The sequence below is a fragment of the Simiaoa sunii genome, assembly GCF_014337175.1.
Lineage (GTDB): Bacteria > Bacillota > Clostridia > Lachnospirales > Lachnospiraceae > Acetatifactor > Acetatifactor intestinalis.
The window spans coordinates 1737766-1764356 of sequence record NZ_CP060633.1; the positions used below are offsets into that span (position 1 = coordinate 1737766).

At 44.7% G+C, this 26591-nt stretch carries 23 protein-coding genes; 21 read left to right on the forward strand and 2 right to left on the reverse strand.

The genetic code is table 11. From position 1 onward, the window contains the following. Nucleotides 1-19 precede the first annotated feature (19 nt). From ilvC to H9Q77_RS08040, 9 genes are all read left to right on the forward strand, one after another. The gene (gene ilvC, locus H9Q77_RS08000; protein ID WP_022155086.1) at nucleotides 20-1039 is read left to right on the forward strand and encodes a ketol-acid reductoisomerase; all 1020 of its coding nucleotides are present in this window, start codon (nucleotides 20-22) and stop codon (nucleotides 1037-1039) included. A gap of 183 nt (nucleotides 1040-1222) precedes the next feature. Beyond that, nucleotides 1223-3028 (forward strand): ABC transporter ATP-binding protein, encoded by a 1806-nt coding sequence (locus H9Q77_RS08005; protein ID WP_249327086.1) that lies wholly within the window; start codon nucleotides 1223-1225, stop codon nucleotides 3026-3028. 103 nt (nucleotides 3029-3131) lie between these two features. Next, nucleotides 3132-3758 carry a Holliday junction branch migration protein RuvA gene (gene ruvA, locus H9Q77_RS08010; RefSeq protein ID WP_118547108.1) on the forward strand — a complete coding sequence of 209 codons (627 nt, stop codon included), beginning with the start codon at nucleotides 3132-3134 and terminating at the stop codon, nucleotides 3756-3758. A gap of 18 nt (nucleotides 3759-3776) precedes the next feature. After that, complete coding sequence (gene ruvB, locus H9Q77_RS08015) at nucleotides 3777-4769, forward strand: Holliday junction branch migration DNA helicase RuvB (protein WP_022155083.1); 993 nt, start codon at nucleotides 3777-3779, stop codon at nucleotides 4767-4769. Nucleotides 4770-4903: 134 nt separating this feature from the next. Further along, complete coding sequence (gene zapA, locus H9Q77_RS08020; RefSeq protein ID WP_022155082.1) at nucleotides 4904-5305, forward strand: cell division protein ZapA; 402 nt, start codon at nucleotides 4904-4906, stop codon at nucleotides 5303-5305. Nucleotides 5306-5372: 67 nt separating this feature from the next. Then, nucleotides 5373-7574, forward strand: coding sequence for a peptidase U32 family protein (locus tag H9Q77_RS08025; protein WP_249327087.1), 2202 nt, complete (start codon nucleotides 5373-5375; stop codon nucleotides 7572-7574). Nucleotides 7575-7593: 19 nt separating this feature from the next. Further along, complete coding sequence (locus tag H9Q77_RS08030; RefSeq protein WP_118692941.1) at nucleotides 7594-8919, forward strand: FtsW/RodA/SpoVE family cell cycle protein; 1326 nt, start codon at nucleotides 7594-7596, stop codon at nucleotides 8917-8919. Continuing rightward, nucleotides 8906-10354 (forward strand): peptidoglycan D,D-transpeptidase FtsI family protein, encoded by a 1449-nt coding sequence (locus tag H9Q77_RS08035; RefSeq protein ID WP_249327088.1) that lies wholly within the window; start codon nucleotides 8906-8908, stop codon nucleotides 10352-10354. Before H9Q77_RS08030 ends, H9Q77_RS08035 begins: the two co-directional genes overlap by 14 nt. Nucleotides 10355-10370: 16 nt before the next feature. Further along, nucleotides 10371-10811 (forward strand): NUDIX hydrolase, encoded by a 441-nt coding sequence (locus tag H9Q77_RS08040; RefSeq protein ID WP_022155078.1) that lies wholly within the window; start codon nucleotides 10371-10373, stop codon nucleotides 10809-10811. Between the two features lie 32 nt (nucleotides 10812-10843). Here the strand turns inward: H9Q77_RS08040 and H9Q77_RS08045 are convergent, their stop codons facing one another. After that, the gene (locus H9Q77_RS08045; protein ID WP_249327089.1) at nucleotides 10844-11896 is read right to left on the reverse strand and encodes an HD-GYP domain-containing protein; all 1053 of its coding nucleotides are present in this window, start codon (nucleotides 11894-11896) and stop codon (nucleotides 10844-10846) included. 158 nt (nucleotides 11897-12054) lie between these two features. On the opposite strand from H9Q77_RS08045, the gene H9Q77_RS08050 reads away from it, so the two are divergent. From H9Q77_RS08050 to H9Q77_RS08065, 4 genes are all read left to right on the forward strand, one after another. Continuing rightward, nucleotides 12055-12378, forward strand: coding sequence for a hypothetical protein (locus H9Q77_RS08050; RefSeq protein WP_118547114.1), 324 nt, complete (start codon nucleotides 12055-12057; stop codon nucleotides 12376-12378). After that, nucleotides 12372-13232, forward strand: coding sequence for a DUF2953 domain-containing protein (locus tag H9Q77_RS08055; RefSeq protein WP_249327090.1), 861 nt, complete (start codon nucleotides 12372-12374; stop codon nucleotides 13230-13232). Before H9Q77_RS08050 ends, H9Q77_RS08055 begins: the two co-directional genes overlap by 7 nt. Nucleotides 13233-13256: 24 nt before the next feature. Continuing rightward, the gene (locus H9Q77_RS08060) at nucleotides 13257-13682 is read left to right on the forward strand and encodes a GerW family sporulation protein (RefSeq protein ID WP_022155074.1); all 426 of its coding nucleotides are present in this window, start codon (nucleotides 13257-13259) and stop codon (nucleotides 13680-13682) included. 208 nt (nucleotides 13683-13890) lie between these two features. Further along, on the forward strand, nucleotides 13891-14430 hold the full coding sequence (locus H9Q77_RS08065; protein WP_249327091.1) for a hypothetical protein: 540 nt from the start codon (nucleotides 13891-13893) through the stop codon (nucleotides 14428-14430). Between the two features lie 65 nt (nucleotides 14431-14495). Here H9Q77_RS08065 and rpmB read toward each other — a convergent pair whose 3' ends face one another. Beyond that, a complete protein-coding gene (rpmB, locus tag H9Q77_RS08070) occupies nucleotides 14496-14681 on the reverse strand; it encodes a 50S ribosomal protein L28 (RefSeq protein WP_022155072.1) in 186 nt (61 codons plus the stop codon). 262 nt (nucleotides 14682-14943) lie between these two features. On the opposite strand from rpmB, the gene H9Q77_RS08075 reads away from it, so the two are divergent. The 8 genes from H9Q77_RS08075 (at nucleotide 14944) to coaD (ending at nucleotide 26591) form a co-directional block, all read left to right on the forward strand. Further along, nucleotides 14944-15303 (forward strand): Asp23/Gls24 family envelope stress response protein, encoded by a 360-nt coding sequence (locus tag H9Q77_RS08075; RefSeq protein WP_118547117.1) that lies wholly within the window; start codon nucleotides 14944-14946, stop codon nucleotides 15301-15303. A 13-nt stretch (nucleotides 15304-15316) separates the two neighbouring features. Next, complete coding sequence (locus tag H9Q77_RS08080; RefSeq protein WP_249327092.1) at nucleotides 15317-16996, forward strand: DAK2 domain-containing protein; 1680 nt, start codon at nucleotides 15317-15319, stop codon at nucleotides 16994-16996. Between the two features lie 1114 nt (nucleotides 16997-18110). Continuing rightward, the gene (gene recG / locus H9Q77_RS08085; RefSeq protein ID WP_249327093.1) at nucleotides 18111-20174 is read left to right on the forward strand and encodes an ATP-dependent DNA helicase RecG; all 2064 of its coding nucleotides are present in this window, start codon (nucleotides 18111-18113) and stop codon (nucleotides 20172-20174) included. 88 nt (nucleotides 20175-20262) lie between these two features. After that, entirely contained in the window at nucleotides 20263-21132 is an 870-nt protein-coding gene (locus H9Q77_RS08090) for a DegV family protein (protein ID WP_249327094.1), read from the forward strand. Between the two features lie 152 nt (nucleotides 21133-21284). Next, nucleotides 21285-23207: a DNA gyrase/topoisomerase IV subunit B gene (locus H9Q77_RS08095; RefSeq protein WP_249327095.1), complete on the forward strand. Its 1923-nt coding sequence runs from the start codon at nucleotides 21285-21287 to the stop codon at nucleotides 23205-23207. A gap of 46 nt (nucleotides 23208-23253) precedes the next feature. Continuing rightward, nucleotides 23254-25494 (forward strand): DNA gyrase/topoisomerase IV subunit A, encoded by a 2241-nt coding sequence (locus tag H9Q77_RS08100; protein ID WP_249327096.1) that lies wholly within the window; start codon nucleotides 23254-23256, stop codon nucleotides 25492-25494. 20 nt (nucleotides 25495-25514) lie between these two features. Next, complete coding sequence (gene rsmD, locus H9Q77_RS08105) at nucleotides 25515-26063, forward strand: 16S rRNA (guanine(966)-N(2))-methyltransferase RsmD (protein WP_118547642.1); 549 nt, start codon at nucleotides 25515-25517, stop codon at nucleotides 26061-26063. Between the two features lie 18 nt (nucleotides 26064-26081). Then, entirely contained in the window at nucleotides 26082-26591 is a 510-nt protein-coding gene (coaD, locus tag H9Q77_RS08110) for a pantetheine-phosphate adenylyltransferase (protein ID WP_118547657.1), read from the forward strand.

Here is a 26591-nt window from a genome sequence, read left to right on the forward strand (position 1 = left end):
CATAACGGAGGAGAAGAAAATGGCTAAAATTTTTTATCAGGAAGATTGTAATCTCTCTTTATTAGAGGGTAAGACTATCGCAATTATCGGCTACGGCAGCCAGGGTCATGCACACGCACTGAACCTGAAGGATTCCGGATGTCATGTTATCATCGGTCTGTACGAGGGCTCCAAGTCCTGGGCAAAGGCTGAGGCACAGGGATTTGAAGTATTTACCGCTGCAGAAGCTGCAAAGCGTGCTGACATCATCATGATCCTGATCAATGATGAGAAGCAGGCTGATCTGTACAAGAATGACATCGAGCCCAACCTGGAAGAGGGCAATATGCTGATGTTCGCTCATGGTTTCAATATTCACTTCGGATGTATCGTACCTCCCAAGAACGTTGATGTTACCATGATCGCTCCCAAGGGACCCGGACATACTGTAAGAAGTGAGTACCAGGCAGGTAAGGGTGTTCCCTGTCTGATCGCCGTAGAGCAGGATGCAACCGGTAAGGCTCAGGATCTGGCACTGGCTTATGCACTGGGTATCGGCGGCGCAAGAGCAGGTGTTCTGGAGACTACTTTCAGAACTGAGACCGAGACGGATCTGTTTGGTGAACAGGCTGTTCTGTGCGGTGGTGTCTGTGCTCTGATGCAGGCTGGTTTCGAGACACTGGTTGAGGCTGGTTACGATCCCAGAAATGCATACTTCGAGTGCATCCATGAGATGAAGCTGATCGTAGATCTGATCTACCAGAGTGGATTTGCAGGAATGAGATATTCCATCTCCAATACCGCTGAGTATGGTGACTACATTACCGGACCCAAGCTGATCACCGAGGAGACCAAGAAGACCATGAAAAAGATCCTGTCCGATATTCAGGATGGTACTTTCGCTAAGGAGTTCCTGTTAGATATGTCTCCCGCAGGCAAGCAGGTTCACTTCAAGGCTATGAGAAAACTGGCTTCTGAGCATCCTTCCGAGAAGGTCGGCGAAGAGATCCGTAAGCTTTACAGCTGGAACAATGAGAACGATAAGCTGATCAACAACTAATCGATTGTAAAAAATAATGCTATGAAAAGGGCTGTGTGAGGAATGTAAAAGTTCTGTCACAGCCCTATTTTTTCGCAAAAAAACAGTTGTTTATAGGTGAAGAGCGCAAAAACGGACTGGAAAACGCATATTAATTGCGCTAAAATGAAAGGAACGAACAAATAGGAAAGGTATCCTGCAAATATGAAAGATTTTGAAGCAAAAACATCTCCGAAAAAAAAGATGGACACCGAGAGCTGGTTTATTGAATGCTATCGGAATAATCAGGGACATCCCCTGCGGACACTGATGCATCTGTATAAGGGGAATTATCATAAATTTGTCATGGCAGTGATCTGCTTCTTCGCAAAGCATGCCTGTGTCTGGGTGTTGCCCATCATCACAGCGAATATTATTAACGATGTGACGGCGCACAATCCGGATACTTTCCGGAATATTCTATTTTACAGTATTTTGGAAGCGGGACTGATCCTGCTAAATATTCCCATGAATTATCTGTACACTTCCTATAAGAGCCTGGCGACCCGCTATGCGGAGACAGGACTTCGGAAAGCACTGATCCGGAAATTGCAGCAGCTGTCCATTTCCTATCATGTGGAGACCCAGTCCGGACGACTGCAGTCCAAGATCATGCGCGATGTGGAAGCAGTGGAAGGCCTTTCCACACAGTTATTTTTAAGTATTTTAAATATTGCCCTGAATATCGGCGTTGCACTGGTGGTCACTATCAGTAAGAGCCGCATCGTATTTATATTTTTCCTGTTGACCACACCGGTGGCGGCAATTACCATGGTTACCTTCCGGAATATTATGAAGAAGAGAAATACGGAGTTCCGTAAGGAAATGGAAGAGACCTCCGCCAGAGTCATGGAAATGGTGGAACTGGTACCCGTGACCAGAGCCCATGCCCTGGAGGATGAAGAAGTATCCAAAATGAGCGGGCAGCTGTTTGCTGTGGCGGAGAAGGGCTATAAGCTGGATCTGATCCAGGCACTGTTTGGATCGGTGGGTTGGGCGGTATTCCAGATCTTTCAGGTGATCTGCCTGGCATTTACCGGATATCTCGCCATCGGTGGGAAGATCCAGGCCGGTGATATCACACTGTATCAGAGTTATTTTGCTACAGTGGTCAATCAGGTATCTTCTATCGTTACCCTGCTGCCCACTATTGCAAAAGGTATCGAATCCGTGAATTCCATCGGTGAGGTATTGCTGTCTGAGGATATCGAAAACAATGAAGGCAAGGAAAAACTGGAGCAGGTGACCGGTACTTTTGACTTTGAAGATGTATGTTTCCATTACAAAAACAACGAGCATAACGTATTGAACCACTTAAATCTTCATGTGAAAGCGGGAGAGACCATTGCACTGGTAGGCGAGTCCGGTGCCGGAAAATCCACGATCTTAAACCTGGTCATCGGTTTCCATCAGGCGGAGAGTGGAAAAGTCCTGATCGACGGCAAAGATTTAAGCAAAATCGATCTTAGAACATACAGAAAACATTTAGCGGTAGTACCTCAGACATCCATTCTGTTCTCCGGAACGATCCGCGATAATATTACCTACGGCTGTGAAAATGTCTCAGAAGAACAATTACAGAATGTGATCAAGGCTGCGAATCTGTCAGACCTGATTGCATCCCTTCCAAAAGGTCTCGACACTATGGTGGGAGAACACGGCGGCAAGCTATCCGGCGGCCAGAGACAGCGTATTTCTATTGCCAGAGCACTGATCCGGGATCCGAAGGTTATCGTGCTGGATGAAGCAACCTCGGCATTGGACAGTATCTCCGAAAAACTGATCCAGCAGGCGTTAAACAATCTGACGGAGGGGCGGACAACGTTTATTGTGGCACACAGACTGTCAACGATCCGGGATGCCGACAGGATTGCAGTAATCGCCGACGGACATTGTACGGAATATGGTACCTATGATGAGCTGATGGCTCTGAAGGGAGAGTTCTACCAGTTAAAACAGATCCAGAGTTAAAACTACTTGAAACATATGTTCGGCTATGGTATGATAAACATATCGTAGCCGAATTTTATGTGCTATGATTTGGCAAGCCAGGAAAGACGAGGATTTAACATACATGTTTGCATATATAAATGGCTTTTTGGAAGATGTTACGGTAGATAACGCGGTGATCGATGTCAACGGCTTCGGAATCAATGTCCGGATCTCCGCGGACACAGCATCGAAACTTCCCGGAATCGGAGAGCAGGTACGACTCTATACATATACCTATGTGAAGGAAGACGCCTTTTTATTATATGGATTTCTCTCAAGGAGCGATCTGGAGATGTTCAAGCTCTGTATTACGGTCAGTGGTATCGGACCTAAGGGAGCACTGGCCATATTATCTGTTATGGATGCGGATTCTCTGCGGTTTGCCATTATGTCCGGGGATGCCAAAGCGATATCGAAGGCACCGGGCGTAGGCACCAGAACGGCGCAGCGGCTGATCCTGGAATTAAAGGATAAGATATCCATTGACGATACGCTGATCTCCAGAGAGATTGCAGCAGGCGGTGCGGAAGGCATCCTGACCGCAGGAAGTCTGCATATTGACAGTGAGAAGAAAAAGGAAGCTGTGGAAGCCCTGGTGGCATTGGGTTACGGACAGGCAGAGAGTTTAAAGGCTGTCAATGCCATCGAAGATGTGGAGGCTATGGATTCCGGAGCAATCTTAAAGGCTGCCCTGAAAAAATTGTTTTAAGGAATGAGAGCAACGACTATGTCCAGAAGAATGATAGAGACAAATATCACAGAAGAAGATATTAAACTGGAAGGCTCCTTACGTCCCCAGACGCTGGACGATTATATCGGTCAGTCCAAGATAAAGGAGAACCTGAAGGTCTATATTACCGCAGCAAAACAGCGTGGGGACGCACTGGATCATGTGCTGTTCTACGGCCCCCCCGGACTTGGTAAGACCACCCTTGCCGGGATCATTGCCAATGAGATGGGAGTCCATATGAAGGTGACCAGCGGACCGGCGATCGAGAAGCCGGGAGAGATGGCTGCCATCTTAAACAATCTGGAAGAAGGAGATCTGTTGTTCGTGGATGAGATACACCGTCTGAATCGCCAGGTGGAGGAAGTCCTGTATCCCGCCATGGAAGATTATTGTATTGACATTATGATCGGTAAGGGCTCCAGTGCCAGGTCTGTCCGTCTGGAATTGCCAAAGTTCACGCTGGTAGGAGCGACGACCCGGGCGGGACTTTTGACGGCACCTCTGCGGGATCGCTTCGGAATGATCCATCATCTGGAATTCTATACCATAGAGGAATTGCAGCAGATCATCATGCACTCCGCGGGGATCCTGGATGTGGAGATCGAACCTGCCGGAGCAAAAGAGATGGCTAGACGAAGCCGTGGAACGCCCAGACTTGCCAACCGTATCCTGAAGCGTGTACGCGATTTCGCGCAGGTCAAATACGACGGAGTCATTACAGAAGAAGTAGCCAGAACCGCACTGGATCTTATGGATGTGGACAAGATGGGCTTAGATCATATCGACAGGAATATCCTCGTGACGATCATCGAGAAATTTAACGGTGGTCCTGTGGGACTGGATACCCTTGCAGCTGCCATCGGAGAAGATGCCGGCACTATAGAAGATGTCTACGAACCTTATCTGATCAAGAATGGGTTCCTGAGCAGAACACCCAAGGGCCGTGTGGTAACAGACCTGACTTATCGTCACCTGGGGATAAAGCTTTAGAAAATCAGGACGCATAATTGGTTATTTTTTGCTTGCCACTCGATATAATCTGATATATAATAAATCTCGTATTATATTTTTTACAAGATGGCACATATTGTGTTTCCAAAAGATTGTTAAGAGGGGTGTTGACAATGTCTCCGAAAACAGATACTGAAGTGCTCATAGGTGGTAAAGTATTTACTTTAAGCGGCTATGAAAGCGAAGATTACATGCAGAAGATTGCTTCCTACATCAATAATAAAATGACTGAGTATGGGAAACTGGACAGCTTTCGAAGACAGTCTTTGGACAGACAGAGCGTTCTGCTTCAGCTGAACATTGCAGATGATTATTTCAAAGCCAAAAAGCAGATTTCCATTTTGGAGGAAGAACTGCAGGGGAAAGAAAAGGAACTCTATGATCTGAAGCATGAGCTGATTTCCGCGCAGATCAAGCTGGAAAATGCGGAAAAACAGGGAAAAGAGCTACAGAAGCAGTTGAACGAAGATGCCAGAAAAATTGTTCGTCTGGAGACAGAACTAAAGGATAAATAAATTGATAGCTGTCCGTTTTCGGGCAGCTATTTGTATAAGCGTGTATCATACGCAACAGAGGATGTCTATGAGAAATAAAAAAGTGGAATTACTTGCTCCCGCCGGGAATGCGGAAGCATTTTACGGAGCCGTACACGCGGGAGCAGATGCAATCTATCTGGGAGGAAATCGATTTGGCGCACGTGCATATGCTGAGAATTTTTCGGAAGATGAACTGGTGGACTGTATCCGATATGCTCACCTGTTGGGCAGAAAAGTATATCTTACCGTAAATACCCTGGTAAAAGAATCCGAGTTCTCTGAGCTTTATGAATATTTGATGCCTTATTATCGCGCTGGCCTGGACGGTGTCATCATTCAGGATATGGGTGTATTTGCCTTTATCCGTGATGTCTTTCCGCAGATGGAACTACATGGAAGTACCCAAATGACGATCACCGGTGAATATGGTGCAGAATTTCTGAAAAAGCAGGGTGCCTGCAGAGTGGTACCCGCCAGAGAACTGAGTCTGGAAGAGATTCGTCGTATCAAAGAAGTAACCGGAATGGAAATAGAATGTTTTATCCATGGTGCCATGTGTTACTGTTATTCCGGTCAATGCCTCTTCAGCAGTATCCTGGGCGGGCGAAGCGGCAACCGCGGCAGATGTGCCCAACCATGCCGACTGCCGTATACCGTAGGTGGTAACCGCCGTGAATGTTATCCTTTAAGTCTGAAGGATATGTGTACCATTGAGAATATTCCGGAACTGATAGATGCCGGAATCGATTCTTTTAAAATAGAAGGCCGTATGAAGAAACCAGAATATGCCGCCGGTGTAACCGCTGTTTATCGGAAATATATTGATAAATATTATGAGAAGCCCGGGGAAAAGCTTTCCATTTCAGGGGAAGACCTTCATCGGTTATCCTGCCTTTATATTCGCAGCGAACGGCAGAACGGCTATTATCATAAACATAACGGCAAAGAAATGGTGACTCTGAATAATCCTGCCTACAGTGGCAGTGATGAGCAGGTTTTGGAGCAGATTCGCGAAAAATATTTATACAAACATCTGACACTTCCGGTACAAATGAAGGCTTCTTTTCTCACCGGAACCGTTGCTAAACTGACTCTTCGTTGTGATCAGACAGAGGTAACCGTTACCGGAGAGACCGTCCAGGAAGCAGCAAAACAGCCGATTACTGTGGAAAATATTTCCAAACAATTGGGAAAATTGGGAGGAAGTAATTTCCATTTAGATGGCACCATGGATATCCTGGTAAGTGAAAATGCATTCTATCCTCTGAAGACAATGAATGAGCTCCGGAGAAAAGGGCTGTCGCTGTTAGAGCAGAAACTGATTACAGCAAACGGCTTCCCTTATACCAGAGAGGTACAGAAACCTTTTGACATTACCGGAGCACATAACGGACATATGCAGAAACAAAGTGGATTTTCGTTATATCTCCGAACTGCAGAGCAATGGAACGGGTTTCTGAGATCGTCTTTTCTTAAAAAACCGAAAGAACATACTTCGTTACGAATTTATGTTGACAGTGATCTGTTCCTTACCTGGGGGGATACTATCGCAGAGCACTTACAAATATTAAAAAAAATTCCAGCAGAGACAGTGCTCGCTCTGCCTAAAATCATTCGCTTACTCGACAGTCGGTATCTGAAATTGTTGGAGAAAAGCATTCGTGACAATTTAGAAGCTGTTGACGGATTTTTGATAAGTTCCCTGGAACACGTTGGCCTTCTGCAACAGTGGCATTTTTTACAGTCAAAAAAGAGGTACGGAGATCATAGTCTGTATCTTTGGAATTGCCGCAGTATAGAATTCTGGACGGATTATCTGGACGGATTCTGCCTGCCGTTAGAACTGAATTATGCGGAGCAGAGGCAGCTCGTGAATGGGATTCTTCCTGCTGAGAAATTTTTGTACGGTCGGATTCCTATGATGGTGACGGCTAACTGTGTGACGAAGACTACCGATCATTGTCGCCGCGAGGAAGGTTTCGGAATCACAGAACTGACAGATCGTTACCATAAAGTGTTTCCGGTAATGCGAAACTGTACGCATTGCTATAATATTATCTATAACAGTGTTCCTTTCTCCCTGCATAAAACAGCTGCAAAATGGAAGGACAGTTTTTGCTGTCGTCTGGAATTTACGACAGAATCGGAAAATGAGACTTTTAATGTACTGGAGTATTTTTACGGAAGCAGAACGGATCTGCCTTATACGGAATATACCACCGGTCATGAAAAACGTGGCGTAGAATAGAGAAAGGGATCCCTAATTCATGCAGGAATATGTAATAGAATTATCTAAATATTTCATAGCCCTTTTTATGGTGCTCTATACCGGCAGCTGTTTTTATACTTTCCGCTACCCGGTTGGCGAATATTCCAAAGGAATCTTTATATTGCAGAATATTTTAATGTTTCTGGTACAGGTCCTTTGTTTTTTGGATCTGTCTCTTACCGGCGGAGATCTTCAGTATTTATTTTTCTTTGCATTTATACTGATTTTTCTGTTCGCAACGATTACTATGGTTTCTCTGATCTACGAGAATATCAATAGGCTTTTGCTCAATAACATGTGCATGCTTTTGGGCATCGGCTTATGTATGGTATCCAGACTTTCTTTTGATAAAGCGATCCGACAGTATGTGATTGTTCTGGTATCACTGATCATGTCGCTTTTTATACCTTTTTTACTTGGCAGAATTCACTTTTTCAAAAAAATCACCTGGTTATACGCAACACTGGGAATTGGTCTGCTCAGTACGGTATTGATTCTCGGAGAGGTAACCCATGGGTCCAAAATATCTTTTACCATGGGAGGAATTACATTTCAGCCTTCGGAATTTGTGAAGATCCTGTTCCTTTTCTTCCTGGCGGGTGCATTATGGGAAAATGTGTCCTTTCAGCGGGTGTTACTGACTGCTGTGATTGCAGGAGCTCATGTAGTTGTCCTGGTCGTATCCAAGGATTTGGGAAGTGCGCTGATCTTTTTCATCGGTTTTGTATTCGTTGTTTTTGCCGCAACGAAAAATTATCTCTATCTGGCGGCCGGAATGATCGGCGGAGGCGCAGCCTCTTATCTGGCATATCTGTTGTTTGATCATGTACGGGTCAGAGTTCTGGCATGGCAGGATCCCTGGAAATACATCGACAGTAAAGGATATCAGATCACACAGTCGCTGTTTGCCATCGGAAGCGGAAGCTGGTTCGGCATGGGATTATTAAAAGGTAATCCTACCGCGATTCCATATGTGGAAGCGGATTTCATTTTTTCATCCATTTGTGAGGAACTGGGAGTTATCTTTGGAATGTGCCTGATTCTGATCTGTATCAGCAGTTTTTTGGAAATGATGCGGATTTCGGTACAAATTCACGACCGCTTTTATCAGCTGATTGTATATGGCATCGGTATTATGTATATTTTTCAGATTTTTCTGACGGTTGGCGGAGGAACCAAGTTTATCCCTCTGACAGGTGTAACGTTGCCGTTTATCAGTTACGGCGGAAGTTCCGTTATGACTACGATGATCATGTTTTTCATTATACAGGGAATTTACATCCGGCTTCAAAAGGAAGGTGAGCGCAGAAGTGGCAGAAAATAAAAAAACGCAAAATCACAAACGTATGGGAAACCAGCGGGAGATCTGGATCTCTGCAGGTGCAGTCGGTGTGCTGTTTCTGTGTCTGTTTCTCTATCTGGGACATTTTGTAGCCACGAGTGAACAGGACATGATCAACAACAGCTATAATTCAAGACAGCAGATACTGTTGTCGAGAAATTATCGGGGATCCATCTATTCCAGAGATGGAGAGGTACTTGCGGAGACAATCTTGAATGATGAGGAAGAAGAGAGCCGTAACTACCCTTACAAAAATCTGTTTTCTCACATTGTTGGCTATTCCACACAGGGCAGAATGGGTGTAGAAGCGCTGGCCAATTATTATTTGATCAATACAAATACTTCCTTGAGTAACAAGGTGAAAAACGATACTGCCGGAAAAAAGAATCCCGGGGATAATGTTTACACTACACTGGATGTTAAAATTCAACAGGTGGCAAATGATCAGCTGGATATCTATCGCGGTGCCATTATTGTAACCGAAGTGTCTACCGGGAAGATTCTTGCCATGGTATCCCATCCGGATTTTGATCCCAATTCCATCGAAGAAATATGGGAGGATCTGGTAGATAACGATTCCAGTACCGTACTGGTCAACCGGGCTACACAGGGATTGTATCCTCCGGGTTCTACCTTTAAAATTGTGACGGCATTGGAATATATTCGGGAAAATCCGAATACCTACCAAAATTATTCTTATACCTGCAACGGAGCTTTTCGCCTGGGCAATAGCAAGATCAGCTGTTATCACGGCTCCAGTCATGGGACGGTGGATTTTACCAGATCTTTTGCAAAATCCTGTAACTCGTCCTTTGCTAATATAGGAATGAGCCTGGACCGGACTGCTTTTCAGGAGACATTAAATGATCTTCTGTTTAACAAAGAGCTGCCATTGACACTGAATTATGCCAGAAGTTCAGCGCTGGTATCCGATGATACTCCTCCGGCGGAAATGATGCAGACCTCCATCGGTCAGGGTAAGACACAGATTACTCCCATGCATCTAAACATGATCACCTGTGCCATAGCCAACAACGGAGTCCTCATGAAACCGTACGCGATCGATCACGTGGAGAATGATGAAGGAACTGTCATTAAAAGTTTCAAACCCAGCGAATACGGCAGTCTGATGTCAGAAGAAGAGTCTGCGATCCTCAGACAACTGATGACTGATGTGGTCCAGGAGGGTACCGCTTCCAAGTTAAAAGGACTTGACTATACCGCAGCCGGAAAAACAGGTTCCGCGGAATATAATAATATTAAAGGTGACAGTCATGCATGGTTTACCGGATTTGCTCCTGCAGAAGATCCGGAAGTGTGTGTAACCATTATTGTGGAAGGTGCCGGCAGCGGCGGAGATTATGCCGTGCCCATTGCAAGACGTATTTTTGACGCGTACTTCAGCGAAAAACAGTAATCGGAGGTTAAGGAACATGATTGAGGCTATCAGCTGCGGCGGAGTCGTAATATTTCGCGGAAAGATTTTACTGCTCTATAAGAATATCAAAAACAAATACGAAGGCTGGGTTCTTCCGAAAGGAACGGTGGAACCCGGTGAGACCCATGAAGAGACCGCATTGAGAGAAGTATTGGAAGAGAGCGGTTCCCGGGCATTTATCGTGGACTACGTCGGTAGAAGTGAATATTCATTTACCGTACCGGAGGATGTGGTAGCAAAAGAGGTTCACTGGTATCTTATGAGTACCGACAGTTATTACAGTAAACCGCAGAGAGAAGAATATTTTGCGGATTCCGGTTTTTATAAATATCATGAAGCATATCATTTACTGAAGTTTGCCAACGAAAAACAGATTTTGGAAAAAGCTTATGCGGAATACCAGGAAAGAAAAAGGAATAATCAATGGATGAATTGATTATTCCCGCTTCTTATTTTTATTTATTATATTTATACGTTTTTAACGATTTCCAGATCGGTTCTCTGCAAAAGATCCACAAATTCATTTTTTTCATTTTTCAGAATCGGGCGGGAGAACTTATTGGGATGAATGATCAGGACTTCCCAGACACTTCCGTCATTCAACTGCACATTGGTACCGATTTGTGCGTCTGCGATCCGTTTCATGATCGGCATTAACAATTCCACATCATACTTGTCCAGACTCTTTTCGAAATTCCCCAAAATCTGTAACGGTGTAAGTGCGTTGCGGTAAGTTCTCGGCGATGCCATTGCAATATAAGCGTCAATGATCGCCATATATCTGGCATAGACATCAATTTTCTGCCCCGACATATGATAAGGATAACCGCTGCCATCCAGACGTTCGTGATGCATGATCACTGCATTTTTAACATGTTCGTTTAAATCCTGGTTACGTACGGAAGTATAGCCTACCACCGGATGCGTTTTGATGATCTTGAATTCTTCCTCTGTGAGTTTTCCCGGCTTCCACAACAATTCATAAGGAAGCTGCAGCTTTCCGATATCATAATAGAATCCGCAAAGAATCAAAGTGTTTTTTTCTTCTTCTGACATAGAGAGCCAGTCGGCGAACGTACCTGCCAGCAGTGCAGCATTCAGGCCCTGCGTATACGTCAGTTCATCCTCACTTGGCATAAGGTTATACAGATAATCCAGCAATACGGATCCGGAAGTAATATAATAGTATAATTCTTGATATATGGTAAGTAGAAAAATATCCGCCGGCTTTCTTCCCATGACCAATAATTGTTTCATGGCCAGTTTATACTCAGCCAGAAAAATCGGATAAGCACGTTCAAATGCCTTAAAATTGGAATCAAAGCGAATTTTCTCATAATGGGTCGTGGCGAAATCAATATCCTCCATAATCGTAACGCATACCAGATTGTATCGCTTTAATTTTTCTATGATCTGCGGAGTTACTGTGGTACCGGCAGGATAAATGACATGATTCTGATCCTGAATGTCTTCTCCAAGAACCATATCCGACTGAAGCTCCATCTTCGTTATAACTTTCAATGGTTTTTCCTCCTCATTAGTACTGATTACAGTATAAAATATCATCCGGAAAAGTCAAGCGACAAAAATTGTAATATAGAAGAATCTATGCTATAATAAGCTCATCTTGGCAGTAATAACCTATGCTGCAGGGCAGGTTAACAAAAAGGAATTTATTTATGGCAGGAAAGCTTACGTTTGCTCCCAATCTCTATCTGGGAGAAAGCATTGCATCTGAAAAACTGGATAAACTAAAAAAGAGACTGGAAAAAAAACCTCTTTTGGCAAATGTCTATCTCATTACTCCGGCGAAGAACCCGGCCGATCAGCTAGATATTTTTGATGCCAGGCAACTCATACAGCCTCATTACAAAAAAGAAGAATTTCTGATTCTTGGTATTGCAGCGGGATATGAGGAGGCATTGCAGCTGATCGAACAGATCACAGGAGAATGTCTGGACGCCAGAGGCGACTGTAATCTTCGGGAGTATTTACTATGTTAACGATTCTTTTTAAAATATTGGGCATTTTAGGAATTCTGTTGCTGGTACTTCTGGGGATTGCACTTACGGTAATACTTTTGGTATTGTTTTTCCCTCTTTGTTATAAGGCATCCGGACAGAAGAGTGCCGATGAAATGCGTTTTTCCGTAAAAGTCCGATGGTTATTTGGTCTGGTGCGAATCTTTTACGATTATCCGCAGCCGGGAAAGCTTTTGGCAAAGGTCCTTTTTTTTACCGTATATGATTCCTCGAACGAGAGAAAAGAGAAAAAGAACGTTTCCACCGGGAAGTCCTCAAAAAAAGCAGTGGTTCCTCCCACAACGGAAATACCACAGGAAGCTGTGCCTTCCGCTTCCGATTCGCAGCCATCTGTGAAAGAACCGATTCCGGAGCAAAAAAGCACGAAAGAAAGAGGCTTTTTTAATAAAATCCGGTACACAGTCGGTAAAATATGTGATAAAATCAAACATATTCTGAATAACATTACTTTTTATAAAGATTTATGGAATGACCCGGAGACCAGAGGATTACTCCGGCATGCCGGAAACCGTATCGGTCATATTCTGAAATCATTACGTCCGCGAAAACTGGAACTTACGGCCCGCATCGGCACCGGATCACCGGATACCACAGGCTACCTGTACGGAATCTACGGTATGATACTTCCTCAATTGGGAAAAGACATCTGTATCACTCCGGATTTTGAACAGGCAATTTTAGAGGGTAATTTTAAAACATCCGGCCATTTTACCTTAGCGTGTGTATTGTTCCATACCATTTGCCTGCTTATGGATAAGCGGCTTAAGCTATTGCAGCATAAAATCAGACAATTTCAAAATAAAGAAAAAGAATAACAGATTAAAAACAGGAGGTTTAATATGGCAGAAAAAGATAATCAGTTTCAGGGGGTTGTGGAATCTCTTTTAAAAGGAATGGATACCGTGCTCTCCACAAAGACGGTAGTAGGCGAAGCTACCAAGATCGGAGATACCATTATATTACCGTTAGTAGATGTTACTTTCGGTGTCGGAGCCGGTGCGGGGAATAATTCCGAGAAAAGATCCGCATCCGGAGCCGGTGGTCTGGGCGGTAAAATGACTCCCAGTGCTGTACTGGTGATCAAAAACGGTTCCACCAAGCTGGTCAATATCAAAAATCAGGATACTGTTACCAAGATTCTGGATATGATTCCCGATATTGTAGATAAATTTACCCAGCCGAAAGAAAAAGAAGGAATGTCGGATGCCGAAGTTGTCGATATTGCATTCCCCGAAGACGGAGAAAAGCCTTCCGAAGATAAGTAATAATTTTTATACTCTGCATATAATAAGATGAGAATATGAATAGCGGGTCTTTTATGAAAAAAATCATTGGCCTGATTCTATTTTTTGTAGCTATCGGCATGTTGTTGATGATGGTGATCCACAATCGACTCATCGGATTGATCATATTGGCACTTCTGTTGTTTGCAGGGTATTATCTTTTCAGCAGTTGTGAGTAAGAGGGTTGAGCATGATTGATTGGGAAGAAATCATCAGGACAGAAAGTACAGAGGAACTGAAAGAAGCCAAGCTCTGGCTGTTTCAGGAGAATATGCGTTTGCAGCAGGAGCGTACCGAATTAGAACAGGCAAAGGACAAATTCCTCGAGGAACGTGTAACACTTCGGGATGAACTGGATGCTTTGAACCGTCGTACGGTTATGGAACGAAAACGTCTGAAAGAAGAAAGTCTGTTTTTTGAGAAAAAAATGGCAATTCTGCAGGACGGCTTCCGCCAGTTGGAAGAGGATCGGAAAAAGCTGGAAAAAGAGAGACGACTTCTCCGGGAAGAAGCGGTCAGTCCAAAAGCTTCTGACGAAGACGGCACTGAGAATACCCTTACCGTAGTACAGCTTTTATTTCGCGGTGTCAATAATCCATTGGCATTACGGAAGAGATATCGGGATCTGATCAAAATCTTTCACCCGGACAACCTTTTCGGTGACGGAGAGCTGGCTGGACAAATCAACAAAGAGTATTTAAAAAGGAAACAGGAAGAGCGGTTTTGGTAAAAAAATAAGCCAGAAATGAAATTTATCATTTCTGGCTTTCTAAAATCCAATATTATCGTAGAAGATTAAGCTCTTTCAACTTTACCAGATTTTAAGCAGCTGGTGCAGACATGCATTCTTCTAGCTCCGCCGTTAACCTTGCACTTAACGCTCTTAACATTAGAGTTCCAAATTGCGTTGCTTCTTCTATGAGAATGGCTTACGTTGTTACCGAAATGAACGCCCTTACCGCAAATATCACATTTAGCCATCTTGACACCTCCTCGATCTAACGCGCATCTTACGCTTACTTTTAATCAAAATTTTTAATAAAACATATGTGAAATGCTCACAACATTGATATATTAACAGAAAAACAAAATAAAAGCAAGCAAAAAATATTTATTTTTTTTATTTTTATGTTTCTTTTTCATGGCAAAGCTGTTAAAATACATTTATATATGTCTGAGTCCGGGAAAATCCGGCCGGAGATATCGGAAGAAACAATTGATCCGAATATAAAGGAGGTTCTGTATGAAAGGTTCTTCTATGAATACCCATATGGGAAATATTGTCATTGATAATGAAGTCATTGCACAGTATGCCGGCAGTGTGGCGGTAGAGTGCTTTGGTATCGTAGGTATGGCCGGAGTCAGCATGAAAGATGGCCTGGTAAAGCTGCTGAAAAAGGACAGCATCACCAGAGGTATCAACGTGTCCCTGGACAACAATAAACTGGTTCTGGACTTCCATGTGATCGTAGCTTACGGCGTCAGCATCCTGGCTGTCACCGACAATCTGATCAGCAACGTAAAGTATAAGGTGGAAGAGTTTACCGGTATTGAGATCAAAAAGATCAACATCTATGTTGAAGGTGTAAGAGTGATTGATTAAGGAGGAAGTAATTGTGGCTTTACAGCAAATCGACGCTAAGATGCTTTCCAAGATGTTCTTAGCCGGCGCCAAGAATTTAGAGAACAAGAAAGAATGGATTAACGAGTTAAACGTATTTCCCGTACCCGACGGAGATACCGGTACCAATATGACTATGACGATCATGTCTGCGGCAAGAGAAGTTTCCGCACTGGGAGACGATGCCGATATGGCTGCTTTATGTAAGGCAATCTCCAGCGGTTCCCTTCGCGGGGCGAGAGGTAATTCCGGTGTTATTTTATCTCAGTTGTTCCGTGGATTTACCAAAAGTATTAAGGAAGAGCAGGTTCTGGATATTCCTGTTCTGACCCATGCATTCGAAAAAGCGGTAGAAACTGCATACAAGGCTGTTATGAAGCCGAAAGAGGGCACGATTCTGACTGTAGCAAAAGGTGCTTCCGATAAGGCAAAGGAACTTTGTGAGGACGGTGCGGATGATCTGGAGCAGTTTTTAGGTACTGTCATTGAACACGCACGTTATGTGCTCAGTCAGACTCCCGAAATGTTGCCGGTATTAAAGCAGGCCGGCGTTGTAGATTCCGGCGGACAGGGTCTGGTAGAAGTATTGAGCGGTGCTTATGATGCCTTTTTAGGTAAGGAGATTGATCTGACCGTAGCTCCCGCTGCTGCGAAAGCAGAAGACACCAAGAGTTCTCTGGAAGTACAGGCAGAAGCAGAGATCAAGTTCGGCTATTGCACCGAATTCATTATTCTGTTGAATAAGCCCTTCAATGTAAAAGCAGAGATGGATTTCAAGGCATTCTTAGAGTCCATAGGTGATTCTATTGTATGTGTTGCGGATGAAGATGTTGTCAAAGTACATGTACATACCAATGATCCCGGTCTGGCAATCCAGAAGGCATTGAAGTATGGTGCATTATCCAATATGAAGATCGACAACATGCGTTTGGAGCATCAGGAAAAGCTGTTCAAGCTCTCCGAGAAAGAAGCTGCACAGAAAAAAGCGGAAGAAGAGAAGGCTGCACAGCCTGCCAAGGAGGTAGGATTTCTGGCAGTTTCCGTAGGTGACGGTTTGAGCGAACTGTTCAAGAGCCTAGGTGTAGATTATATTATCGAAGGCGGTCAGACCATGAACCCCAGTACGGCAGATATTTTAGACGCAGTGGACAAGGTAAATGCAAAGACCATTTTTGTCCTTCCGAATAATAAAAACATCATTCTGGCAGCAAACCAGGCAGCGGAACTGATGACAGATAAGGAGCTTTTAGTCATTCCTACCAAGACCATTCCTCAGGGTATCACTGCTGTGATCAACTTTGTGCCGGAGTTGTCTGTGGAAGAGAACGAAGAGACCATGCTCCGCGAGATCAAAAATGTCAAGACCGGTCAGGTGACCTATGCGGTGCGTGATACCGTGATCGATGACAAAGAGATCAAGAAAGACGACTTCATGGGCATCGGCGACCAGGGCATCGTAGCCGTCGGTACCGACATGGTAAAAGTAACCCGTGATATGATCGCTGAACTTGTGGATGAAGATTCCGAACTGATCAGCATATACTACGGCTGTGACGTGGCAGAGGATGCAGCGGAAGCGCTGCGTACCGATCTGGAGGAGGCTTATCCCGCCTGCGATATTGAATTACAGTATGGTGGACAACCTATTTATTACTATACTGTTTCTGTAGAGTAAATTGAGAGTTTACGCGAGCAATGAGCCGCGCATAGGCATAGTGAGGACAGCGATGGGCGCTTGCGCACAAATCGCTGTCTTTACTTATGCCGTGATGCGGCGAAGGCCGCGATATGAAATAAGATTGGCAGCTTTTTTTGCTGACAATCTTATGAATGGCGTGGCTCATTGCGGAGAACAGCCAATAAATGTGGAGCGCCCTTTGCGACACATTTATGAATTGAGTGCATGGCTCGTAACGTAGGGTTGCCATAAAATCCACGAACTCCCGGAACAGGCGATACACATGTCTCGATGTAAGGTCTCCGGATGTGAATTTTCTACGAAAAGTGATGAGTGGTTCTCAACATGACGGAGCCGCCTACAGTCGACATCCATGTCGACAATCGGCTGACGCGGACATCGTGTCCGCTTTCCCCCTGTCTTTCAGCACTTTTCTAGAAAATATCAACATCCTCCGACAAACATCTTCGACATGGCACTGCATATTACGGGAGTTCTGCGTTTTGAAAAGCTTTCAAAAAACCAGTAGCCATCTTTCTATTGCTTTGGTGGAAATCGTATCAAAATAGCAAAATCCGTACAAAAAAACTTCTAAATCAAACATTTTTGTACGGATTTTGTGATTTTTTCCATTTCAGCGAAAATAACCTCTTATATAAGCCTAAAATCTCCTGTTTTTGTATTTTTTCAGCCCAAAATAGCGATTTTAATACAAAAAAGCTTGCCTCTTAACACACAGTATAAAGTCAAAAACAAAAACAGCGACTTGTGAGCAAGCACCCAATCACGGTTCTTATTTTGCCTATGCGCGGCTATTCTTTCGTAACTCTCAAGTTAGCAAGTTCTTAAAAATTCTACTATTTATACCAAAATCAGCCAAAATAGAAGAAAAATGCATCTGTAAATAAGTGGATTTTTGAAAAAATATTGATTTTGCACTGCATAGTGGAATATACTTCTTAAAAAGATAAATTCGTCCACTATTTTGTCTAGTCATGCCTTAAATAGTAGAATTTAGGATGCATAACAAAAGAGACAGCGTTATTTGCAAAAAGCGGAAACTAAAATAGTAAAAAAAGAAGATATAAACAACTTGTAAGGAGAATCATCTATGAGTGATGCAATTCCTGTGAACAGAATAAAGGGCGTGGGAGAGAAGACGGCGGCGCTGTTCGGCAAGATCAATGTCTATACCATAGACGATCTGATCCGCCATTATCCCAGGGATTATGAGACTTATGATGCTCCGGTATCTGTCCGTGAAGCAGTTCCCGGTAAACTTCAGACCATCTACGGTCAGATCACAGCAATTCCCAACATAAAAAAAGTGCGCAACCTGTCGATCCTGAACGCTGTATTGAAGGACAGCAACGGGGAATCCATCCAGCTTACTTTTTTCAATATGCCTTTTTTAAAAAAAGTATTAAAGCCCGGCGGATTCTATCTGTTCCGGGGTCTCATACAGCAGCGGGGAATTCATAAGATCATGGAGCAGCCCAGGATGTTTACCTGGGACGAGTATCAGAAAAAGACCGGGAGACTCCTGCCAAGATACGCCCTGACCAAAGGTCTGACCAATCAGACGGTGCAGAAATCTGTGGCACAGGCGCTGGAATACTATCCACCGGAAAAAGAATATCTGCCGCAGATGATATTACAAAAATATCCCATGCTTTCCCACAGAGAAGCTATCTACGCCCTGCATTTTCCTGAGAGCAGAGAGGAACTGTTAACTGCCAGAAACCGTATGGTATTCGAAGAATTCTTCTCCTTTTTACTGGTACTTCGCAAAAATAAGGAATTGGCGGCGAAGACAGAAAACCATTTTCCCATGTACGAGACTGCGGATACAGTGCGGTTTTTAGAACAGTTGCCGTTCCCGCTGACAAAAGCCCAAAAAAAAGTCTGGGGTGAGCTCAGGGAGGATATGGGAAGTCCTTATGCCATGAACCGACTGATTCAGGGAGATGTAGGCTCCGGTAAGACGATCCTGGCTGTGCTGGCACTTCTTATGTGTGCGGCTAATGGTTATCAGGGAGCAATGATGGCTCCTACTGAAGTACTGGCAGTCCAACATTTTGAGACCATTTCAGGCTATGTAAAAAAATACGGCATTGCTTTCCGTCCTGTGCTTCTGACAGGCTCTATGACGGCGAAGGAGAAACGGGAGGCTTATGCGAAAATTGCTTCCGGAGAAGCTAACCTGATCATCGGAACCCATGCGCTGATCCAGGAAAAAGTGGAATATTCTTCCCTGGCACTGGTAGTAACGGATGAACAGCACCGCTTTGGTGTAAGGCAGAGGGAGACATTAGCCGCCAAAGGAAGTGAGCCTCATGTGTTAGTTATGAGTGCTACGCCAATTCCCAGGACATTGGCCATTATCCTATATGGGGATCTGAAGGTCTCGGTCATTGATGAACTTCCTGCGAACCGTCTGCCGATCAAGAACTGTGTAGTAGGCACATCTTATCGCCCCAAAGCCTATGAATTTATTGCAAAAGAGGTGGCTGCCGGCAGACAGGCTTATGTCATCTGTCCTATGGTGGAAGAAGGGGAATCGGAAGACCTGGAGAATGTAGTGGATTATACAGAGAAGCTCCGGGCAGCTCTGCCTCCTTCCGTACAGGTGGCTTATCTTCATGGGAAAATGCGCCCGTCAGATAAGAACCGTATTATGGAAGAGTTCGCTGCTAAGGAGATTGATGTCTTAGTCTCCACCACGGTAATTGAAGTAGGCATCAATGTTCCCAATGCCACAGTAATGATGGTGGAAAATGCGGAGCGCTTCGGTCTGGCACAGCTGCATCAGCTGCGTGGGCGTGTGGGACGTGGGGAATTTCAAAGCTATTGCATTTTTATCAGCACTTCCGAAGCCAAAGAGACCATGGAACGATTACAGATCCTGAACCATTCCAACGACGGTTTCCATATTGCTTCCGAGGATCTGAAACTGCGAGGTCCGGGAGATATCTTCGGAATCCGGCAGAGCGGTGAATTTGCATTTGTACTGGGTGATATATATACAGATGCAAATATTTTAAAAGAAGCTTCCGATGCCGTGGAACAGTTGCTTGTATCCGATCCGGAGCTGACAGATGACGACAGTCTGGCATTGGTGAACTATTTCAAAGAACATACCGCAGTAAATGTTGTTGACTTTCGGACCATCTGACAGTAAAATTACTTTTAGGTTCAAAGCTTTATACTTAGGATCATATAATTTATGTTAATTCATGTAAAGGGAAGGTTTAGATACCAGAATGTCAAAAATTGCAATCGTAACCGACAGTAACAGTGGCATTACACAGGCAGAAGGAGCACGTCGCGGAATCCATGTTCTGCCCATGCCTTTTATGATCGATGAAGTCACATACTATGAAGATATTGACCTGACACAGGAGCAGTTCTATGAAAAGTTAAAATCAGGTGCGAATATTGCCACCAGCCAGCCGTCTCCTGACAGTGTCACCAGCCTGTGGGACAAGCTTTTACAGGAATATGACGAGATCGTACACATTCCCATGAGCAGCGGTCTGTCCGGTTCCTGCCAGAGTGCCATGGCATTTGCGGCAGATTATGATGGCAGAGTCCAGGTCGTGAACAATCAGAGAATTTCCGTCACCCAGCGTCAGTCCGCACTGGATGCCCTGCAGCTTGCAGCAGCCGGTAAAAATGCGGCAGAGATCAAAGAATTTCTGGAAAACGATAAATTCAACAGCAGTATCTATATCATGCTTGACACCCTGTATTACCTGAAAAAAGGCGGACGGATCACTCCGGCGGCCGCAGCCATCGGTACCATGCTTCGCCTGAAACCGGTGCTGACCATTCAGGGTGAAAAGCTGGATGCCTTTGCAAAGGCCAGAACCACCTCACAGGGCAAGAGCATGATGATCAATGCTATTAAAAAGGACATCAACGAGCGTTTTGGCGGCATGACGGAGGACAAGCACATCTGGCTGCAGATTGCCTATACTCATGACCGAGCAGCCGCAGAGCAGTTCCGCACGGAAGTGGAAGCGGAATTCCCCGGCTATGACATCCATATCGATCCGCTGTCCTTAAGCGTTGCCTGCCATATCGGCCCCGGTTCCCTTGCACTGGCATGCTGTAAAAAAATCAACGTGTAATTTTTCAATGATTCTGTTACTCCCGGAAAGTAGTATTCCGGGAGTTTTCATTATCTTATCTGTTTCCCCCATCCCTTGTATTTTTTACTTTTCCAAACACAAAATCTATGGTATACTTAAGACAATAATGTGTTGATAAGGAGTTCCATTTCATGGCAAAAGACAATAATTATGACGCCTCAAGTATTACCGTCCTGGAAGGACTGGAAGCGGTAAGAAAGAGACCCGGAATGTATATCGGCAGTGTCTCCACCAAGGGTCTGAACCACCTGATCTACGAGATCGTAGATAACTCTGTGGACGAGCATCTGGCCGGATACTGCGATACGATAAAAGTAACATTAGAAGCGGACGGCTCCGCCACGGTAGAAGATAACGGACGTGGTATTCCCGTGGGTATGCACGAAAAAGGGATCAGCGCGGAGCGTCTGGTATTTACGACTCTGCATGCCGGCGGTAAATTCGACAATTCCGCATATAAGACCAGCGGCGGTCTGCACGGCGTAGGTTCCTCTGTAGTAAATGCTCTGTCTACACGACTGACAGTAAGAGTCAAGACCGGTGGCTGTATTTACGAAGACCGCTATGAACGGGGGAATCCCGTTCTGGATCTGGTAGACGGTCTGCTTCCCATCGTAGGTAAGACAAGGGAGACCGGTACCACCATTAACTTTCTGCCGGACGATACTATCTTCGATAAAACACGTTTCAAGGAAGATGAAGTAAAGAGTCGTCTGCATGAGACCGCTTATCTGAATCCGAAGCTTACGATCATTTTTGAAGATAAGAGAAAAGAAGAACCTGAAAAAGTCACATTCCATGAGCCTGAGGGAATCATCGGCTTTATCAAAGACATGAACCGTTCCAAAGAGACGGTTCATGATGTGATCTATTTCTCCGGTGAGAGTGACGGGATCTCTGTGGAAGTGGCATTTCAGTATGTAAATGAATTCCATGAAAATGTCCTGGGTTTTTGTAACAATATTTACAACTCCGAGGGCGGTACCCACCTGACGGGTTTCAAGACCCAGTTCACCAATGTGATCAATACCTATGCCCGTGAGTTGAACATTTTAAAAGAAAAAGATGCCAACTTTACCGGTGCGGATGTTCGTAACGGTATGACTGCCGTCGTATCCATCAAACATCCGGATCCCCGGTTCGAAGGACAGACCAAGACCAAGCTGGACAACCAGGATGCCGCAAAAGTTGTGGCAAAAGTAACCGGAGAAGAAATCATAAGATTTTTTGACCGTAATTTAGAGACCCTGAAAAGCATTATCGGCTGTGCGGAAAAGGCAGCCAAGATCCGTAAGACCGAGGAAAAGGCAAAGACCAATATGCTGACAAAGCAGAAGTTCTCCTTTGATTCCAACGGGAAACTGGCAAACTGTGAGTCCAGAGATCCTTCCAAATGTGAGATCTTCATCGTAGAGGGTGATTCTGCGGGCGGCAGTGCCAAGACAGCGAGAAATCGTATGTATCAGGCGATCCTGCCTATCCGAGGTAAGATTCTGAATGTGGAGAAAGCCAGCATCGATAAGGTCCTGGCAAATGCAGAGATCAAGACCATGATCAACGCATTCGGCTGCGGATTTTCCGAGGGTTACGGCAATGATTTTGATATTACCAGGCTGCGCTATGACAAGATCATCATCATGGCGGATGCCGATGTGGATGGTGCCCATATTTCCACATTGTTGCTTACCTTATTTTACCGTTTCATGCCTGACCTGATCTTCGAAGGGCATGTGTACATAGCAATGCCTCCCTTATACAAAGCAATGCCCTCCAAGGGAGAAGAAAAATATCTATACGATGACAAGGCACTGGAAAAATACCGTAAGACCCATAAAGGGCCCTTTACCTTACAACGATACAAAGGTCTGGGTGAGATGGATGCCGAACAGTTGTGGGAGACCACACTGGATCCGGAACGCAGACTGTTAAAATTAGTGGAGATTGAGGATGCACGCATGGCTTCCGAGATGACAGAGCTTCTCATGGGTACGGATGTACCACCCAGAAAAGCCTTTATTTATGATCACGCTACAGATGCGGAATTAGACATCTAGTATCATAAGATCCTGAAATGTAATGTCAGAAAGACGAGGACCAGAAATGGACGACAGCAGAATTATAAAAACAGAATACTCCGAGGAGATGCAGAAATCCTTCATCGACTATGCCATGAGCGTTATCATTGCCAGAGCCCTGCCGGATGTCAGAGACGGTCTGAAGCCGGTACAGCGTAGAACTCTCTACGATATGCACGAGCTGGGGATCCGTTATGACCGTCCCTACCGTAAAAGTGCCCGTATCGTAGGTGATACCATGGGTAAATATCATCCCCACGGCGACAGTTCCATCTATGAGGCACTGGTAGTCATGAGCCAGGATTTCAAAAAGGGCATGCCTCTGATCGACGGTCACGGCAACTTCGGCAACATCGAAGGAGACGGAGCCGCTGCCATGCGTTATACCGAGGCAAGACTGCAGAAAGTCACCCAGGAAGCATTTTTGGCTGACCTGGATAAGGATGTCGTAGATTTTGTACCGAATTTTGACGAAACGGAAAAGGAACCTTCCGTACTGCCCGTAAAAATTCCCAACCTTTTAGTCAATGGCTCGGAGGGTATTGCCGTAGGTATGGCGACCAGCATTCCACCTCACAATCTGGGTGAAGTTATTGATGCTGTAAAAGCGTATATGCTGAATAACGAGATCACGACAAAAGAACTGATGCGTTATCTGAAAGGACCGGATTTTCCCACAGGTGGTATCGTTATTAATAAGGATGAACTGGAAGAGATCTACGAGACCGGAACCGGTAAGATCAAGCTGCGTGGCAAGGTAGAATTCCAGAAAGGAAAAGCCGGCAAGACCAACGTGGTGATCACTGAGATTCCCTATACCATGATCGGAGCCAATATTGCAAAATTTTTATCCGATGTAGCAGCTCTGTCCGAGACCAAAAAGACCCAGGATATTGTAGATATTTCCAACCAGTCCTCCAAGGAGGGCATTCGTATCGTAATTGAATTACGTAAGGATGCAGATCCCGAGAACTTTGTAAATATGCTTTATAAAAAAACCCGCCTGGAAGATACCTTCGGTGTGAACATGCTGGCTATTGCAAACGGCAGACCGGAGACCATGGGCTTAAAGCAGATCATCAAGTCGAATGTGGATTTCCAGTTTGAAGTAGCCACCAGAAAATATACCAATCTGCTTGCCAAAGAAATGGAGCGCAAGGAGATTCAGGAAGGACTGATCAAGGCCTGCAATGTGATCGATCTTGTCATCGAAATCTTACGTGGTTCCAAAGACCGAGCCATGGCGAAGGCCTGCCTCGTAGAAGGCAAGGTGGACGGGATCAAGTTTAAGTCCAAAGAGTCAAAGATCATGGCAGCCCAGCTGATGTTCACCGAGAAACAGGCGAACGCTATCTTAGAGATGCGTCTGTATAAGCTGATCGGTCTGGAACTGGAAGCATTGATCAACGAGCACGAAGAGACCATGGCGAATATCTATCGCTACGAAGACATACTGGATCGCAGAGATTCCATGGCACAGGTCATCATGAATGAACTGGATGGATTCAAAAAGGAATACAGCCATCCTCGTAAGACGGTCATCGAGAACGGCCAAGAAGCTGTTTATAAAGAAAAAGAACTGGAAGAGATGGACGTGGTCTTCCTGATGGACCGTTTTGGTTACGCAAAAACCATCGACCTGTCTACTTATGAACGGAATAAAGAAGCCGCGGATGCAGAGAATAAATACGTCTTCACCTGTAAAAACACCGGACGTATCTGTCTGTTTACCAATACCGGTCAGATGCATACCGTCAAGGTACTGGATCTGCCTTACGGCAAATTCCGTGACAAAGGTGTGCCTATCGATAATGTAAGTAACTTCAGTCAGGCCAAAGAAGAGCTAATCTATATCACCAGTCAGAAGGAACTGAACTTATGTCAGGTAATTTTCGCCACTGCTGAATCCATGCTAAAAGTAGTGGACGGCGGAGAGTTTGACGTAACCAAGCGTACGGTTGCAGCCACCAAACTGGCGGAAGGAGATACCCTCGTAAGTGTAACAGCACTCACGGACCAGCGGAACATTGTGCTGCAGACAAAGGGCGGATTTTTCCTTCGTTTTGCTGTAGATGAGATTCCTGAGAAAAAGAAAGGGGCCATCGGTGTCCGCGGTATGAAATTATCCGACGGCGATCTGGTGGAAAATGTGTATTACACCAAAAACGCCGTGGAAACCACCATTGAATACAAGGGAAAAGAACTTGTCTTAAACAATCTGAAGCTCGGCAAGCGTGACAGCAAGGGAACCAAGGTCAGAGTATAGAGAAACGGAGAAGAAAACATATGAGAGTAATTGCAGGAACCGCAAGAAGTCTGCCGTTAAAGACCCCGGAGGGCATGGATACCAGACCCACAACCGACCGGATCAAAGAAACTCTTTTTAATATGCTGCAGACTTATATTCCGGACTGTGTGTTCGTGGATATTTTCAGCGGAAGCGGCGGCATTGGTATTGAGGCATTGAGCCGCGGTGCCAGAAAAGCATATTTTATCGAAAATGCCCCGAAGGCATTAGCATGTATCGAGGATAATCTGGCATTTACGAAAATGAAAGATCGTGCTATCGTATTAAAGCAGGATGCCTGTGCCGGGCTGACCGGCATCTACGAAAAACATGTAGATGTGATCTTCATGGATCCACCCTACGATCAGGAGCAGGAACGCAGAGTTCTGGAACAGCTGCGTTATGCAAAATATGTATCAGAGGAAACACTGATCCTCGTGGAGGCCTCTCTGCATACGGATTTTTCTTATGTAGAGGAGCTTGGGTTTGAAGTAACCCGTGAAAAAAAATACAAAACCAACAAGCATGTATTTCTTCGCAGGAAATAATTGCAGAACGGAGATTTTATGAAAAGGGCTGTTTATACCGGAAGCTTTGATCCTATTACCAACGGACATATGGATATCATCCGCCGGGCCTCGGAAATATTTGATGTTTTAATTGTCAGTGTTTTGAATAATAAAGAAAAGACACCGTTGTTTTCTGTAGAGGAACGTGTTAAGATACTAGAAGAAGCCACAAAAGATCTGCCTAATGTGCAGATTGACAGTTTCAGCGGCCTATTAGTAGATTATGCACAGGAAAAGGATCTGCATGTCATTGTGCGGGGGTTGCGTGCCATTACGGATTTTGAGTACGAACTGCAGATGGCCCAGACCAACCGGATGCTTTCCCACGGCAAAATCGATACCGTTTTTTTAACAACCAGTCTGGAATACGCTTATTTAAGTTCCTCTGCCATCAAGCAGATTGCAAGCTTTGACGGAGACATCACACCCTGTGTTCCGGATTTTGTAGCTGATCTGATTTACGAAAAATATCGTCAGAAAAAGCTTTCAGACAATCGCAATGTGTAA